The 17676-nt window shown below is 46.8% G+C and carries 7 protein-coding genes; 5 read left to right on the top strand and 2 right to left on the bottom strand.

Annotation, left to right across the window (positions count from 1 at the left end; genetic code table 11):
• Positions 1–182: 182 nt before the first annotated feature.
• Entirely contained in the window at positions 183–1466 is a 1284-nt protein-coding gene (locus tag ABQ275_RS06210; protein WP_349317407.1) for an OmpA family protein, read from the top strand.
• A 138-nt stretch (positions 1467–1604) separates the two neighbouring features.
• On the opposite strand, the gene ABQ275_RS06205 is transcribed toward ABQ275_RS06210, so the two are convergent.
• Together ABQ275_RS06205 and ABQ275_RS06200 are read right to left on the bottom strand one after the other, a co-directional pair.
• Positions 1605–3524, bottom strand: a complete 1920-nt coding sequence (locus ABQ275_RS06205; protein WP_349317406.1) for a DUF3857 domain-containing protein — start codon at positions 3522–3524, stop codon at positions 1605–1607.
• Positions 3525–3527: 3 nt separating this feature from the next.
• Positions 3528–5462 (bottom strand): DUF3858 domain-containing protein, encoded by a 1935-nt coding sequence (locus ABQ275_RS06200; protein WP_349317405.1) that lies wholly within the window; start codon positions 5460–5462, stop codon positions 3528–3530.
• A gap of 142 nt (positions 5463–5604) precedes the next feature.
• On the opposite strand from ABQ275_RS06200, the gene queG reads away from it, so the two are divergent.
• From queG to ABQ275_RS06180, 4 genes are all read left to right on the top strand, one after another.
• Positions 5605–6573, top strand: a complete 969-nt coding sequence (queG, locus tag ABQ275_RS06195; RefSeq protein ID WP_349317404.1) for a tRNA epoxyqueuosine(34) reductase QueG — start codon at positions 5605–5607, stop codon at positions 6571–6573.
• Positions 6574–7026: 453 nt separating this feature from the next.
• Entirely contained in the window at positions 7027–11070 is a 4044-nt protein-coding gene (locus tag ABQ275_RS06190) for a two-component regulator propeller domain-containing protein (protein ID WP_349317403.1), read from the top strand.
• Between the two features lie 486 nt (positions 11071–11556).
• Positions 11557–14406, top strand: a complete 2850-nt coding sequence (locus tag ABQ275_RS06185) for a TIM-barrel domain-containing protein (protein WP_349317402.1) — start codon at positions 11557–11559, stop codon at positions 14404–14406.
• Positions 14407–14545: 139 nt separating this feature from the next.
• Positions 14546–17671, top strand: a complete 3126-nt coding sequence (locus ABQ275_RS06180) for a TonB-dependent receptor (RefSeq protein ID WP_349317401.1) — start codon at positions 14546–14548, stop codon at positions 17669–17671.
• Positions 17672–17676: the final 5 nt, after the last annotated feature.

Genomic DNA, 17676 nt, shown 5'->3' with positions numbered 1-17676 from the left:
CTTTAATCCACTGGTTAACAAAAACATATTTTAATAGTCGAAAATGCGTAAAGTGACGCGCAGCTGTGAAAAAATACGGCAGGATCAAACAACCACCGGGATAATGTTGTTATAGGATTCCTGATTGTACCTGTAAGTAATTCCAAAATCTTCATTTTTTCTCATCATTAAACCCTACAATTATGTCATTCGACTTACTAGAAAGTGCCAAAAGTCTTTTTAACAACAATGTCGTTAGCCAGGCTTCCTCTCAGCTGGGAGAAAGTGAGGGCGGCATACAGAAAGCCTTGGGAGGGATTGTACCGATGGTATTGGCGGGGCTGTTGAACAAAGCAGGGTCTACCGGCGATACAGGTGGCTTGCTGGATATGCTGAAAGGTGTAGCCGGAGATGCCAGTCCTACTGCGATCACCAGCGCACTGCAAGGTGGGGGTGGTGGCCTGGTGGCCAAGGGAGGTGATTTATTACGTAGTCTTTTTGGAGATAAAATAACTGCTATCACCGGCATGCTGTCCACCTTTGCCGGTATCAAGGAATCATCAGCCAGCACCTTATTGCAAACTGCGGCTCCTGCAACACTGGGCGTTGCAGGGCAACATGCCATTCAAAACAATCTCACACCCAGCTCTTTTCTTACTTATCTCAACACCCAAAAAGATAAAATACTGGGAGCTGTACCTGGTGGTCTTAACCTGGCCGGTATCCTGGGTCTGACAAGTCTTGGTGACCTGGGCAAAAAACTGGGTAACCTCACAGCGGGTCTTGGTGGCGGAGCTGCCGGGGTAGCCAATACCACCATCAATAGCGTTAAACAGGGCAGCAGCAGCCGTTGGCTGTGGTCTTTACTCCTGATTCTGGTGGCCATTATCCTGTTATGGTACCTGATGAAAGGTTGCGGCGGCACCAGGCACGACAGCACCCTCGTGACTGACAGCGTCACCACCAGTCAACTGGCCGATTCCGCCGTAATGAATGTAACGGAAGGCGGTCCGGTTGTCACCCGTGAAAGCATCCAGGTAACATTGCCCGATGGAACAGTACTACAGGCATACAAAGGTGGTATTGAAGATCAACTTGTCACCTTCCTGAAAGACGATGCGCAGAAAGCCGGCAAAGATGTATGGTTTGATTTTGATAACCTCAATTTCAAAACAGGCAGTGCTGACTTAACCGAAGAAAGCATGAAACAGGTAAGCAATATTGCCGCCATCCTGAAAGCATTTCCCAAATCAAAAATAAAAATTGGCGGCTACACCGACCGTACCGGCGACAGCACCCTGAACCTGAATCTGTCGAAGGACCGTGCCGAATCAGTAGTCTCCGCCCTGAAAAGATTAAATGCAGATGCCCAACAACTGCTGGGCGCCGAAGGATACGGTTCACAATTTGCCAAAGCAGCCGCAGATGCACCGGATGCAGACAGAAAGAAAGACCGGCATATTTCGGTGAGTGTAAGGGAAAAATAAACCAGGATTAAAGGATTATAGGATTTTACGGATGGGTGTTTTGTTGTTTGTATTATGTTTATATGATTTTGCTATAGCAGATATTATAATTAATCAGTACAAACAACAAAACACCCATCCGTAAAATCCTATAATCCTTTAATCCTGGTCTTTGACCAGCACCACCCTGCTCCTGTCTGCCCTGAAAATACCGTTATAAAAGGTTACCAACTCAGGGAAATCAGCAGCAGGGAAGATGCCTGATTTATGCTGTATAGTGCGTATATAGGTGACTGTATTACCATTAACAGCAGTAGTAGCCACGTAGTTGCCGAATTTACCTGAAATCATAACCGGTGCGGGTAGTGCCTCCGCCTTGTAGCCCTGTGGAATGGTGATGCTCACAGAATCCACATGGCGGTATTCATAATTAAGCTGAATATCAGATATGCGGTCTTCATCAGGTTCCAGCTTCGGGATGCTCCTGTTTAACATATTGGGTGTCAGGAATATTCGTTTGCCCGTTACCGTTGCATAGTTGTTGCAGGCAAGCTGCATATGCTCTTCTATGGAGGGGTTTGCTGTTTCAGCTTCCGTACATTCATATCCTGTCACATCGTAGCTGGCTATATTCAGACTGCTACGCAACCGCTCCAGCTGCTGCTCTTTACTGAGTTGATGGAGACGGCTGTGAAGATCATCCTGCTCCAGACCTGTTCGCGTAGTAACTGCGTCCACCTTCATATTGCCTTTTTCATCCAGTACAGCATGAATGCTCCTGCGTTGCTGGTTCATGTCCATATTGCTGGCAGGTGTATGTATCAGTTGGGGGCCTTTCTCATCTAAAATAAGTACGGGCCGGCCAGCAGTAAAACCGCTGAGATAACCCGCAGGTAAGGTATTATCAGTACACTCCAGCCAGGTGGTATCTTTGACGCCGGGAACGCACAAAATAACGTGGTTAAATCCATCGTGCGGAAAACTTTCGTCCAACCGGATATCTCCTTCACCAGCCTTCACCCACACACAATTGGATTTGATGCCTGCCTCCTTCAGCATCGCCATCATATAATTAGACAATGCTTTACAATCGCCATAGCCGTTTGCTGCCACTGTTTTAGCATCAAATGTCTGTAGTCCTCCTATGCCCAGCTGAATACTGATGTAACGATAGTTTTGTTGCAGGTACCTGTAAAGTACCCGGATCTTTTCTTCCTTTGTGGAGAGACCTGCTACCAGTTCACTCACCTTTTGCTTCATGGCATCCGGCAATACATCGCGCCCTTCATTCAACTGATAACCAAACTGGCCGAAGTCTTCCCAGGTGTTCATACTGCCTTTATAGCGGCCCCATTCAAAATTACTGGGCGCCAGCTCTACACCTGGCGTAAGGCGGTACCAGCTTTCTGAAAATACTTCCCGCCTGCCAACAGGAATATTATGCACTTCCCATTTATATAATTTCCGCTCCTTCTCTGTTGTTATTACCGGTTCTCCGATGTTGCTGAAAGTATGATACCGTAGCTTATAGTCCGCAGGCGCATTTACGATGAAGCGTGCCTGCTCCACGGCACCATCCCTGTAATCCTGCGCTATCCAGAAAGGAAGACTGTAGGAATAGTTAAACTGCTGTTCCACTTCGTATTCTACCGTATACGGATATACGCTGTTGCTAAACTGATGCACCTTATATCGTGTATCCGTCATCAAGCTACCATCTCTCTGCTGGCCTATATCCTGAATGCTACTTTGTTTTAATCGTGTCATCAGCTTTCCTGAGGCATCATATAAAGCCCCGCTGATTGATCTGACTTCTATCTGTTTACTATATCTCTCCTGCAGCTGCGTATATTTCGCACCTTCTTCATCCAGTACCGTCAATATATAGTGGTGGTTAATACGCACCTTTTGCAGGTCAACAATATTCAGTGTAAACTCTTCAAATCTTTTTACCAGGTGTGCATCCTTTTTTAACGAATCGGGAATTGTATTTACGGGGTATACGGGGCCGCCCGCAAAGACAGGCGCACATGACATTGCCAGTAACAAACAGGCAACTAACTGCAACAGCTTTACCATGACTTATTTTTTCTTTTTAAACACAATCTGCTCGGCCTGTTTCTTCACAACAAGATCAAAAAATTCCCGCAGGGAAGGATATTCTTCCGGGGTGAACCCGGCCTTCGAGAGTTTCACCCTGCAACGTAACTGGATATGATTTTCCTCCTGGCGGATCAGGTACTGGAATAAGCCCTCCTCCCCATTATACTTGGCCATGGAAGATTTGGGTAATTCATCTACAACATAACCTTCCGGTACATCCATATTAAAGGAATATACTTCATCAAATACAGCAGGCATCTCCACAGGAAACTTGCGCTCCGCAGCTTTGAAGATGTTGCGCTTGTTCGCTTCTCCCAGGAGTGGATTCAGATACATTAAATTCTGCTCATCTACCCCCATCTTAAAATCATACTTCACCAGTACGGAGGACTCCAACTTTTTGAGATCATCAATGGTGGTATTTTCCAGTGTTATATCTCCTGTATATGATTTTTGTATCTTCTTAAAATATTCATCCTGATTTTTTGCCTTTACCTGTTGACGGATATCATAAGATTCAAAGTAGGTAGGTCTTTGCTGGAAAGTACCTGTGATCTCACCGTTTTCTACTTTACCAATCATCACACTTGTAAATTTCTGCTCCTTCAATGAGTCTGCGGAAAGCATCAGTGGTGTAGCTACATCATTTACGATCCTGGCTTCACCATTGTAACATGCTGCCGGCAATTTGCCAAAGCCCAGCAAAGGATCAGTAGCATCCAGGTTCACAAATTCATCGCCCAGGTTCAGTCCTGCAATAGTATAGTTAAAGCGGTTCAGTAACGGATAATACGAAAATACATACCCGTTATCGCGGGTGCTGAGTATAACAGGATAGGCCTCCAGTTTGGCGCGTTTCAGCATCGCTACCAGCAGCAGGTTGATTTCTGCTATACCGCCCTTCCTTGCATTGAAAATTGATTTGAGTGATTTCCTTATCCATAGTCCTGAATAATCTTCGTTGGTGAAATTATCACGCACCCAGGAATAGATCTTCTCTGCTTTTTCCCGGTTTGTTTTAGTATCCTTTGTCAATTCATCTACGATGTCTCCCAGGAAACCATTATTATTAGACAGCTGTTCACCGTAGTCTTCATCTTTCAGCAGGTCGGTCATCAGGCCGGACCAGGTATTGCGTACGGGTTTTCTTTCCCTGCCCGGCCAGTTGATGGACGACAATTGAAATTCCACCTTGTTCACATAATTATCCAAGGTTGTTATATAGTCTTCATTCTTAATGGCCGGTACATCTTTCATCGCCCATTTATAAGTTGTAACACCAGGCGTAGCTGTTGCGGTCTGGGAAGGACCGGTAGCGCCCTGGCTTTCAACGCGGAAGGTAAAGGTACTGCGGGAAGACTCTTTTGATTTCACGGCGTATGTATCATAACCCTGTGGAATCAACATGTAGTCAAAATATTCCAGTATGGCGGCACTATATTCACTCCACAGTATCGGGTAGGGCCCCTGGAACTCCCATGACCGCAGGTAGCGGAAATAAGGGGATACAACGGTGTAAGTATATTCAAAAATAGTCCCTTCCTTCACGGCCGGCAGGGTAAATTTCTTCATCGTCCAGTTCTTGTCCTGCTTGTCTGTGAAGATGCTTTTACTATCCATTTTTGTCTCTGTAATATCTCCGTTCTCCAGGTTGTAGGAAATTGCTTTCAGGTTCCGGACTTTTTCTTCGTTAAGCCCTTCTCTATACAGCTGAATCCTTACGGTTGCAAGACCATAGGCATTTTTGTCGATGATTTTGATACGCCGGTGTACTTTATAAACCAGCTGTAGTTCCCTCCCATCCGATTCAAATGAAGAGGAGCCGATTTCAGCGATTACCACGGCGTGGGCCCCGGTATCTTTCTCAAAACTTTTCAGGTTAAATTCTTCTTTGGATATTTTACCAAATTTCATTTTGCCAGCTTCCTGAGCGTTCACAAAAAAACCAAACAAACAGGTTGCTACAAAGGTTACCAAAACAGATTTGCAGAACATAGGGAATAGGTGCATAGGGATAATATGCATAACTAAGATAAAAAAGAATTATAAATTATAGATGACGATTTTCAGAGAGATGAGAAAGCGCCCCACAATTCGTACTTTCGCGCTGATGAGCTGGACCTCCTATATTAAACAACTGGCGCTGGAACTGGGTTTCGACCACTGCGGCATTGCACAGGCCGTGCAGCTGGACGATGATGCCAGGCGGCTGGAAACCTGGCTCAATAAAGGTATGCATGGCAACATGCAATATATGGAGAATCATTTCGACAAGCGGATAGACCCCCGTAAGCTGGTAGACGGCGCCCAGTCAGTGATTACCTTGTTATTTAATTACTTCCCGTCAGAACGGCAACGGCCGGATGCTCCGCAGATCTCCAAATATGCTTATGGTCATGATTATCACGAAGTTATAAGGGCCAAACTGAAAACCATGCTGTTACGGATGGAGGAACATATCGGACCGGTTCAGGGAAGAGGTTTTGTTGATTCCGCCCCCGTACTGGAACGCAGCTGGGCCCAACGCAGCGGCCTGGGCTGGATCGGCAAGAACGGCAACCTGATTCATAAGCAGGCCGGTTCTTTCTTTTTTATTGCCACCCTCATTACAGATATTCCCCTGGAATATGATAGCCCCGTAGGCGACTATTGCGGCTCCTGCACAAAATGCCTGGATGCCTGTCCTACCCAGGCGCTGGTAGCTCCCGGCGTGGTAGATGGCAGCAAATGTATTTCCTATTTTACCATTGAACTGAAAGATCAGTTGATCCCCGAACGTATGCAGGGCCAATTTGATAACTGGATGTTTGGCTGCGATACCTGTCAGGATGTATGTCCCTGGAACCGTTTTTCCAAAGCCCACCAGGAAGCAGAGTTTACCCCCCTTCCCGCTATTCTCAACTTCAGCACCCGCGATTGGGAAGAACTGACAGAAGAAACCTTTAAAGATATCTTCCGGAAGTCGCCTTTGAAACGCAGCAAATTTGCAGGCATCCGCAGAAACCTCAAATTTCTTGGGCACTAAGTTTAGGCAACCTATTGGCTAACTACTTTCTTTGTGCTACCACAGCCCATTTCCCTTTTTTAACAAAATAATATTTGCTAAATACTTGATAATAGCTTTAGCATCACCTACTTTTGTGCATGTTTACGGCGTGTTTAAAGCATGTTTAAAGCGTGTTTAAGTATGGTCAACACGTCCGTCTCTTATCAAACAACTGATATCATTTCAACATACCGGTTATGCCGGCATATTAGCTGATTAACTTTTTATGGACCTGAGTGCCATAACGTGGAATTTAGCAATAAAGGTCGAATTCTTTCGACCTTTTTCTGTTTATGGCTGTTTTATCGTTTTATCTTATATTGTCGCGCATTTAATAGCTATAACGCTCAAGCCAACAATATTCAACCAAGCGGCGTGCTCATGAGGAAGCTGGTATTCTTATTTTTACTTTTTTTGCTGTCAACAAAAATAATGTGGGCTCAAACCCTGCAATATCAATTCAACCGGATCGATATCAACCAGGGCTTGTCCAACAACCAGGTTAACTGCATCTTCAAGGACAATGCGGGTTTCATGTGGATAGGCACCGTTTCGGGCCTCAACAGATTTGACGGTTACCGGTTCACCGTTTTCCAGCACGATCTGCGCGACAGTACTTCCCTTTCAGATAATTCAATTAATAAAATCATTGCCGGTCCCGGAGAACAGTTATGGATCCGGACCCGCAGCGGTATTAATATATACGACCCCGTTAGCAATACTTTCAACCGTCACCCGGAAAAGATCTTACAACAGTGGGGAATTCCAGACAGCACGGTCACTGATATTGTAAAAGATAAAGCCGGACAGTATTGGTTCCTCACCCCTGACGCGGGTATGTATCTCGTCAAAACTACCGGCAAACCGGTACAGCTAAAACATGCACCGGCAGACACCACCTCCATCGCTACCAACAATATTGCTGCCATGGTACCTGACAGGGCCGGCCACTACTGGCTCCTGCATACCAATGGCATCCTGGAAAAAATGGATGGTACCACTCACCGCATTGTATACCGGAACAACACACTGCTCCGCCCCGATAACAGCGCCGCCTACACGCTGGTCAGCGATAATGACGGTGACCTGTGGATGTTCAGCGGTAATGAAGACAAAGGCGTTTTTTATTTTGATACCCACCGTTACACTTTCCTGCATATTGATCAGACTACGCCAGGGCTGGCACTGAACAACAATATTGTACGCGGTGTTGTTCCCGACAACAGCGGCCTGGTATGGATAGGTACGGATCATGGCGGAATCAATATCATCAATAAAAAAGCTCACAGTGTCCAGTATGTTGAAAATATTGCGGAAGATAACCGCAGCCTGAGCCAAAACAGCACCACAACCCTTTACAAAGACAACACCGGCATTATATGGATAGGCACTTACAAGAAGGGATTGAATTACTACCATGAGCACATGGTAAAATTTCCGTTGTACCAGTACCAGGCGTATAGCCGTAACAGTTTGCCCTATAATGATGTAAACCGTTTTGTGGAAGACGCCAAAGGCAATATATGGATAGGTACCAATGGCGGTGGATTGATCTACTTTGACAGGAACCGTAACACTTTTACCCAGTACAGGCATGAAGCCAATAACCCTGGCAGTATCTCCGGTAATGTGATTGTAAGTCTTTGTATCGATCACCTGCAACAACTCTGGGTGGGTACCTATTTCGGTGGCCTGGATCGTTTTGACGGCAACCGGTTTATCCATTACAAACATGATCCCAAAGACAGCAGCAGCCTGCGCGACAACAGCATATGGGAAGTGTTGGAAGACAGCCGCCATCAGTTATGGGTGGGTACGCTCAACGGTGGCCTCCATGTAATGGACCCCGCTACGCAAAAGTTCCGGCATGTAAACCGCAACGTTACCTCTCAATACGTTTCCGCCCTCCTCGAAGATAAACAAGGCAACATTTGGGTGGGTACTTCTGACGGATTGGATGTATACGATCCTAAAACAGCCAAATTCACACATTACAGCAACCAACCTTCCATAGCCGGAAGCCTGAGTCATAATAATACGGTCTGCCTTTTCCAGGACAGCCGTAACCGCATCTGGGTAGGTACCCGCGAAGGACTTGATCTTTTCAATCCTTCCGATCACACCTTCCGTACTTTCCGGAAAGATGACGGGCTGCCGGACAATTCTATCCTGAACATCCTCGAAGCAGACGACCATAGTTTGTGGATGAGCACTCCCAACGGCCTTTCGAACCTTATTATCAAAGCAGGTGCTAACGCAAAAGGCGATACATATCAGTTCAGGAATTACGACGAGTCAGACGGCTTACAGGGCAAAGATTTTAATGAGAATGCCGCCCTGAAGACCAGTCGCGGTGAACTGATCTTTGGCGGTGGCAATGGCTTCAACCTCTTCTTCCCTACCGCCATCACGATCAACAGTAAAGCACCGCCGGTAGTGCTGACTGATTTGCAGATCTTCAACCACAGCATACTTCCCGGTGAAAAGATCAATGGACGCGTGCTGCTGACAGCCGCCATTCCTCAAACACGCAACATTGTACTCAAACACAGTGAAAATGTTTTTTCACTTGAATTTGCCTCCCTGAATTATTTCCACCCGGAGAAGAACCGCTATGCGTACATGCTGGAAGGATTTAACAAAGAATGGTTATATACAGATGCCGAACAACGCAAAGCCACCTTCACCAACCTTGATCCAGGGGAATATACATTCCGGGTAAAGGCTTCCAATAATGATGGTGTGTGGAATGAGGAAGGGCTTACCCTGAAGATCCGCGTACTGCCGCCTTTCTGGAAGACATGGCCTGCATTCCTGTTGTATGCCCTCCTGATCCTGTCGGCCCTCTTGCTGGCGCGACGGATCATCCTGGAAAGGGAGCGATTGAAATTCCGGGTAGCGCAGCAGGAACAGGAAGCCGCCAGGATGCATGAACTGGATACCCTGAAGATCCGTTTCTTCACCAACGTAAGCCATGAGTTCAGAACACCGCTCAGTCTCATTATTACGCCGCTGGAAAAAATCGTCCGGCAAACCACGGAAGGGCCGCTGAAAGGTCAGCTGGAGCTGATGCAAAGAAATGCACGCCGCCTGTTGAACCTGGTGAACCAGTTACTGGACTTCCGTAAAATGGAAGTGCAGGAAATAAAACTGCATACCAATGAAGGAGATATCATTGATTTTGCAAAAGAGTTGACTGCTTCCTTTAGTGACCTGTCGGAGAAAAAACACATCCGGCTTACTTTTAACAGCAACGTACAGGCATTGCGCATGTTGTACGATGGCGATAAGATAGAAAAGATCCTTTTTAACCTGCTCTCCAATGCTTTTAAATTTACCCCTGAACAGGGTAATATATCCGTTGACGTTACCTATCATGCACCCGCAGCACAACTGGAGATAGCCGTGAAAGATACCGGTATTGGTATTCCATTGGAAAAACATGCTTATATCTTTGAGCGTTTCTTCCAGCATGAAGTGCCTGGCTCCATCGTAAACCAGGGTAGCGGCATTGGCTTATCCATTACGCGGGAGTTTGTAAAGATGCATGGGGGCAGCATTAGCGTGGACAGCGCCCCGGAAATGGGTAGTTGTTTCACCGTGCTGTTGCCCGTAAAAACAAATACGGCTGCTGTTCCCGGGGCCATCCAGGAAACTATCCGGGCCTTGTCCGATGCGCCTGTGGCCCCTGCGCCGACCATCGTGCAAACGAATAGCAAGAAACCAATTGTGTTGCTAGTAGAAGATAATGAAGACTTCCGTTTCTATCTGAAAGATAACCTGGCACAATACTACCAGATCATGGAAGCCGAAAATGGACTGGCTGCCTGGAAAATATTGCAGCATACCTTGCCACAACTGATCGTCAGCGATATCTCTATGCCGGAGATGGATGGACTGGAACTTTGCCGCAGGATCCGCGGACAGCAACGTACCGCACACCTGCCGGTCATCCTGCTCACCGCAAGGGCCGAAGAGGCCCAGCAACTGGAAGCCCTGGAAACCGGCGCCACCGATTATATTACCAAGCCGTTTAACTTCGAAGTATTATTATCCCGGGTTAAAAATAATATCAGCCAGCAATCATCGCTACGCAAAACCTTCCAGCAGAAGATCGATGCCAATCCAAGCGAGATAGCCATCTCTTCTTCCGATGAACAATTCATCCAGCAGGCATTACAGATTGTAGAAAAAAACATCGCTAATCCCGACTTCTCTGTGGAAGAGTTGAGCCGGGAATTGTTTATGAGCCGGGTATCTGTCTACAAAAAAATCCTGTCTCTTACCGGCAAATCACCCATAGAATTTATCCGGAGTATCCGTTTAAAACGTGCAGCGCAACTGCTGGAAAAAAGTCAGCTTACGGTAGCGGAAGTGGCCTATGAAGTAGGATTCAATAACCCGAAATATTTCACCAAATATTTTAAGATGGCGTATAATATGCTGCCATCGGTATATGGGAAGAAGAAACAATAAAGCTTTTTGAACAAAACAGCCCCCTTTAATAACGAAAACCCGCCCCTCCTTCCTGTCCGTATTCAATAATTTTGTAGCTCTGTTTATTAAACCACCTTATGTTCAAGCACAATTATAAAAAGAGCGGCCGTATATACCTCCTGATCGAGATCATACTCTATTGTTTGATCACCGTTGCCATTATAGGCATCCTCTTCCTCTAACTATTTACAAACCAGTTTTTTAGAAAACGAAGAATACCTGTCAGCTTAACATTTTATCCCCCTAACCGAATCAATCGGATACCATAGTCCGGGTGGCGGTTAACATAATCGCCCCTAATCTAAAACATAAGCGTACCAGGCTTTTGCAACGGGGCCGTTATTTTTGTTTTCACACGTTTTGAGATAATCACGTTCTGAAAGTTAAACACGTTTTGAAAATTCCGTTACGGCTGTGGCAACCCGCAGCATCAACCACGCACAACCAAAGATAAAATCCGTACACATGCAGATAAAGAGGACGATATCGCTCGTATTATTCACGTTGATGGCCACCTGGTGTTATGCCGGACAGGTAGATAAACTGGCCGATGGCTTATTGATACATTTAAAACAACCTGCACTTAATGGAGCCAGACAAATAAAGCTCCGGGTAGTTTCCGACAAGATCATTCATGTAAGTGCTACTGCCGGAGATAACTTTAACGGCGCCCCCAGCCTGATGGCCGTGAATGCCGGCGGAGATACGGTACAATGGGATTCGCAGGAAAATAATAAAACCGCTGTTTTAAAAACCCGCGCCCTGGCGGTAAGTGTGGAACTGACTACCGGTGAAGTGATATTCCGTGATCTGCAGGGTAACATCATTCTCCAGGAACGCCACGGCGGTGGCAAATCGTTTATACCGGAAGTGATTGACCGGAAACCACTATACCGCATACAACAGGTATTTGAATCGCCTGCTGATGAAGCCTTTTACGGACTGGGACAACACCAGACCGGATTAATGAACTATAAAAACCAGGATGTAGACCTGACACAATATAACTCTATCGCGGCTGTACCCTTCCTCGTATCTAACCGGCACTATGGTATTTTATGGGATAATTATTCTATTACGCGCTTTGGAGACGACCGTCCCTACGCACAATTGTCGGATTTACACTTAACTGCTGCCGACGGAAAACCCGGCGGTCTAACCGCTACTTACACCAGCCGTTATGATAACAAAGTATATCTGAAAAGAGTGGAGGATCATATCAGTTATGAATTTCTTCCCGACCTCGCAGACTTGCCTAAAACCTTTCCTATGGCTGAAGGAAAAATTACCTGGGAAGGTGCTGTGCGTCCTGATGAAGATGGTGAATACAAATTTTTCATGGTCACTTCCGGTTACACCAAAGTGTGGATAGATGGAAAACTGATGCTGGACAAATGGCGGGAAAGCTGGAATCCGGGGCCTTCTGTGTTCCGGCATCTATTGACAAAAAACAAACAGCACGCCATCAGAATTGAATGGATTCCGGAAACAACCCAGTCCTTCCTTTCGCTCAAATTCCTCTCTCCTACACCCATTGCGCTACAAAACAAGCTGGCATTGACTTCTGAAGCAGGCGAAAAAATTGATTACTACTTCATGTATGGTAGTAATATGGATGAAGTGATCAGCGGCTACCGCCAGGTAACGGGCAAAGCGACGATGATCCCCAAGTGGGCATTGGGATTCTGGCAAAGCCGCGAGCGTTATAAAACACAGGAGGAAATTGAAAGTACCGTAGCTGAGTTCAGGAAGAGAAAGATCCCGCTGGATAATATCGTACTCGATTGGAGCTACTGGAAGCAAGACCAGTGGGGCAGCCAGGAATTTGATCCCAGCCGTTTCCCTGATCCGGAAGGCATGATAGAGCGGCTGCACAATAAATACCACACCCATTTTATGATCTCTGTATGGCCTAAATTCTACGAAGGCATTGATAACTATAAATTATTCGATGCAAAGAACTGGCTGTACAAACAAAATATTAAAAACCGGCAGCGCGACTGGATAGGTAACGGATACGTATCTACGTTTTACGATGCCTTTAATCCGGATGCACGCAAGCTGTTCTGGAACATCCTCAACCAAAACCTGTTCAGTAAAGGTGTAGACGGCTGGTGGCTCGATGCCACAGAGCCTGATGTATTGTCTAATGCCACTATTGAAGCGCGTAAGCAGCTGATGAACCCTACGGCTATCGGTCCTGCTACGCAGTATTTCAACACCTACTCCCTCGTGAATGCGAAAGGCATTTACGAGGGGCAGCGGGCGGTAAAACCAGACCAGCGCGTATTCATCCTCACCCGTTCCGCTTATGCCGGTATTCAGCGGTATGCGGCTACTACCTGGAGTGGCGACATTGCAGCATCTTTTGATGAAATGGCGCGGCAGATCCCGGCAGGACTGAACTTTTGTTTATCCGGACTTCCTTACTGGACAACAGACATCGGCGGTTTTTTTGTGGAAGACAAATACGACAAACCATCACCGCAGGGCGCCGCAAAAGACGAATGGCAGGAGTTGAACACCCGTTGGTTCCAGTATGGCGCCTTTTGCCCGCTGTTCCGCTCCCATGGGCAGTATCCTTACCGCGAGATGTTTAACATCGCACCCGATACCAGCGTAGCCTATCAGTCCATGCTGTATTACGACAAGCTGCGTTACCGCCTGATGCCTTATCTCTATTCACTTGCCGGCAGCACTTACCATCACGACTATACGATTATGCGTGCGCTGCCCATGGACTTTGATCAGGATACCGCGGTACTGAATATCAGCGATCAGTATATGTTTGGACCTTCCCTGCTGGTAAATCCGGTTACACAATACAAAGCACGCAGCCGTTCATTGTATCTGCCGGCGGGTAATGGCTGGTACGATTTCTACACCGGAAAATACCTGGACGGCGGACAACATATCATTGCGGATGCACCGCTGGAAAAAATGCCGCTATATGTAAAAGAAGGCTCCATCCTACCGGTGGGCCCTGAATTACAGTACACCGACGAGCGTAAAGCCGACACAATTCAGCTGTTTGTATATACCGGTAAAGACGCTTCATTTACGATTTATGAAGATGAAAATACCAACTACCAGTATGAGAAAGGTGCTTATAGCAACATTCCTGTTCGCTGGGAAGAAGCAACGAAACAGCTCATTATTGGTCAGCGCGAGGGCAAATTCCCCGGTATGCTGCAACAAAGATATTTCCGCATCATCTATGTCAACAGGAATAAGCCGGCAAGTCCTGATACGCTTGCCCGCATTGGTGAAACGATAACATATAATGGAATAGAAAAAACGGTCCGGGCCCTCTGACCCGGACCCATATTCTCTCTATTACGAATGATAGTGTTGCGGAGAAATATAAAGCAGAATGGCGGATGATACATCATCGATTGCGCATTATGAATCAGGGTATAATTAAAATTCCCAGCCTAAATAAAACACGTTTAACATGAAAATCTGGTACAACATCAGTGATTTTTTCCCACGGCAATCTGTCCTGCGGGCACTTGCTGTGTGCAGTCTGGCCGTTACCACTCCACCGGTGCTACATGCTGCTGCAGGTAACGGTAAGGCACATACGCTTATTGCACAGCAAACGCTCACCGGCAGGATCGTCGATGCCAAAGACGGCACTCCCCTGCCAGGTGTAAACATCGTCATAAAAGGTACTACCCGGGGCACTACCACTGCCGCAGATGGCTCGTTCTCTTTACAGGTGGAACCTGCCGATATCCTCGTCGTATCGCTGGTAGGCTATACAAAACAGGAAATAGCCATAAAAGGACAAAAGCAACTGAACATCAGCCTGGAATCCGCCGCTACCGGCCTGGATGAACTGATCGTGGTGGGATATGGCGTACAAAAGAAGAAAGTGGTCACCGGCGCCACGGTGCATCTCGGCAATGCCGACCTGATAAAGAACCATAGTGTAAGCGTGGAACAGTCGTTGCAGGGACAAGCACCCGGTGTGCAAATCACGTCCAACTCCGGCCAACCTGGTGAAGCAGTGAAAATTGTGATCCGGGGAATCGGTACCAATGGAGACTCCAATCCACTTTATATAGTAGATGGATTTCCTGCGGAAGATATCAACTACCTGAACCCCGCAGATATTGAATCAGTAGATGTACTGAAAGATGCGGCATCCACCGCTATTTATGGTACACGGGCAGCCAATGGCCTGGTGATGATCACCACCAAAAAAGGTAAAGCCGGTAAAACAGTGGTATCGCTGGATGCCAGCTATGGCCTACAGAATCCGGCCCGCAAACTGGACCTCCTGGACGCACAGCAGTACGGCAACATCATGAACGAAGCATCCATTAACTCCGGTAAACAGCCTATGTTCTCTGCTGCACAATTAAGCAGTATGGGAAAAGGTACCGACTGGCAGGAAGCTGCTACGATGAAGAATGCGCCCATACAAAATTACAGCCTGGGACTATCCGGTGGTAATGACCGCTCCATCTATTCTTCCTCGATTTCCTACAACGGGCAACAAGGGGTAATGGGATTACCGGGCAAATCCTTTTTTGAAAGGACTTCTTTCCGCATTAATTCAGAACACAAATTATACAAGGACCTTGTCAGAACAGGCGAGAACCTAACGTATGCGCATGTACGACAAAGCGGCATCGGTACCGGCAATATTTACAGTAACTCCATCAGGGGATTGTTAAATACCAGTCCTACCTTCCCGGTGTATGATTCTGCCGGCAACTATGGCAAATCAGGTGTAGCTGCGGATGAAGTGAATCCCATCGGCGCACTGGATTATACACAGAATAACAAAACGATCACAGACAGGATACTCGGTAACGTATACCTGGATGCCACGCTGATCAAAGGTCTCAGCCTGCGTACTGATTTCGGTATTGATCTCTCATACAACTATAACAATGCCTTTATCCCTGTATATGAGCTGGCTGCCAATAACAGCAACGCCAAATCTACTGCCAGTCAGGGTATGTACCGCAACCTGAAATGGAACTGGGACAACACCCTCACCTACCAGCGCAGCTTTGGTAAAAACAACCTGAACGTAATGGTAGGTACCAGCGCCATCCAATATGAAGGGTACAATGTAGGCGCCAGCATCAGCGATCTGATGATTGCAGATTTTGAGCATGCACTTGTCAGCAACGGCACGAATGATTCTACCAAGAAAGTTTTTGGCACCAGGGATATGAGAAGAATGAATTCATACTTCGGAAGGGTGCTGTATAATTATGCAGAAAAATACCTGTTGGCCGCTACCTTCCGCCGGGACGGTTCTACTAAATTCGGCGCCAACAACCGCTGGGGCAATTTCCCCGGTTTCTCCGCCGGATGGGTAGCTTCCAATGAAGCCTTCCTGAAAACAGGCTGGCTCGACTTCCTGAAGATCCGTGCCGGATGGGGATTAAACGGCAACGACAGGATTCCCGATTTCGCTTATCTTCCTACCGTAAGCAGCCTGAATCAGAGCTATTACTTTAATGGAAACAAGGCTATCGGTACTTCTCCGGATAAAATACCCAATCCCGATTTAGGATGGGAAGCATCCAACCAATGGGATATAGGATTTGACGCAACGGTATTCAAAGATTTCAACATTACTTTTGACTGGTATCGTAAAGTAACGGTAGACTGGCTGGTATCCGCGCCCATTCCGCAACTGGCCGGTACAGGCGCTCCTGTTATCAATGGCGGCGATATTGAAAACCGGGGTATAGAACTCGGTATCAACTACTCCCATCAGTTTGGCGAACTACGTATAGGCATTGGCGGTAACATCACTTTCAATCATAACGAAGTACGCGCTATCCCCAACCAGGAAGGTGTACTACACCCTTCTTACAATGGTGTACTATCCTCCAACATGGATGAATACTATCTCGCCAGGAACGGCATGCCTATCGGCTACTTCTATGGCCTGAAAACAGCTGGTATCTTCCAGAATCAACAGGAAATAGACAGCTACACCGGCAAAAACGGGAAGATCCAGCCCGATGCACAACCAGGTGATGCCCGCTTTGTAGACCTGAACGGCGATGGTATCATCGATGCCAATGATAAAACCAAAGTGGGGAATCCACTGCCACAGCAAACGTATGGCATTAACCTGAACGCCAACTGGAAAGGCTTTGATCTGTCTGTATTGCTGAGTGGCGTGGGTGGCAACCAGATAGTAGATGGCACCCGTGCGTACGACCGTTCTTATAACAACTATACCACCGCCATCTTTGACCGCTGGCATGGAGAAGGCACTTCCAACAGTATCCCCCGTGTTACGCTTGGTGATGAACCCAACAACAACTATCGCCGGTTTTCTGACCTGTATGTACACAATGGTGCGTTTCTGCGTATCAAAAGTGTAAACCTGGGATATGACTTCAAACATTCGCTGATGAAACATCTTCCTGTGAGCCAGTGCCGGTTATTCGTATCGGGTCTCAACCTCTTTACGTTTACCCGTTACCGTGGCCTCGATCCGGAAGTGGGATATGGTATTGATTCCTGGTCATCCGGAACAGACCTTGGATACTATCCCCAGGCAAGAACAATCCTCGTGGGTCTTAATGTTAAATTCTAAAGCAG

Source organism: Chitinophaga sp. MM2321, assembly GCF_964033635.1.
In the GTDB taxonomy this organism is placed as follows: domain Bacteria; phylum Bacteroidota; class Bacteroidia; order Chitinophagales; family Chitinophagaceae; genus Chitinophaga.
The sequence above is the reverse complement of the archived record's forward strand: the minus strand, read 5'-3'. Positions and strand labels throughout refer to the sequence as shown.

What these genes read in the sequence shown, in the direction of transcription:
- ABQ275_RS06210 (WP_349317407.1), top strand. Translation starts at nt 183, where the DNA reads ATGTCATTCGACTTACTAGAAAGTGCCAAAAGTCTTTTTAACAACAAT.
- ABQ275_RS06205 (WP_349317406.1), bottom strand. Translation starts at nt 3,524, where the DNA reads ATGGTAAAGCTGTTGCAGTTAGTTGCCTGTTTGTTACTGGCAATGTCA.
- ABQ275_RS06200 (WP_349317405.1), bottom strand. Translation starts at nt 5,462, where the DNA reads ATGAAATTTGGTAAAATATCCAAAGAAGAATTTAACCTGAAAAGTTTT.
- queG (WP_349317404.1), top strand. Translation starts at nt 5,605, where the DNA reads ATGACGATTTTCAGAGAGATGAGAAAGCGCCCCACAATTCGTACTTTC.
- ABQ275_RS06190 (WP_349317403.1), top strand. Translation starts at nt 7,027, where the DNA reads ATGTGGGCTCAAACCCTGCAATATCAATTCAACCGGATCGATATCAAC.
- ABQ275_RS06185 (WP_349317402.1), top strand. Translation starts at nt 11,557, where the DNA reads ATGCAGATAAAGAGGACGATATCGCTCGTATTATTCACGTTGATGGCC.
- ABQ275_RS06180 (WP_349317401.1), top strand. Translation starts at nt 14,546, where the DNA reads ATGAAAATCTGGTACAACATCAGTGATTTTTTCCCACGGCAATCTGTC.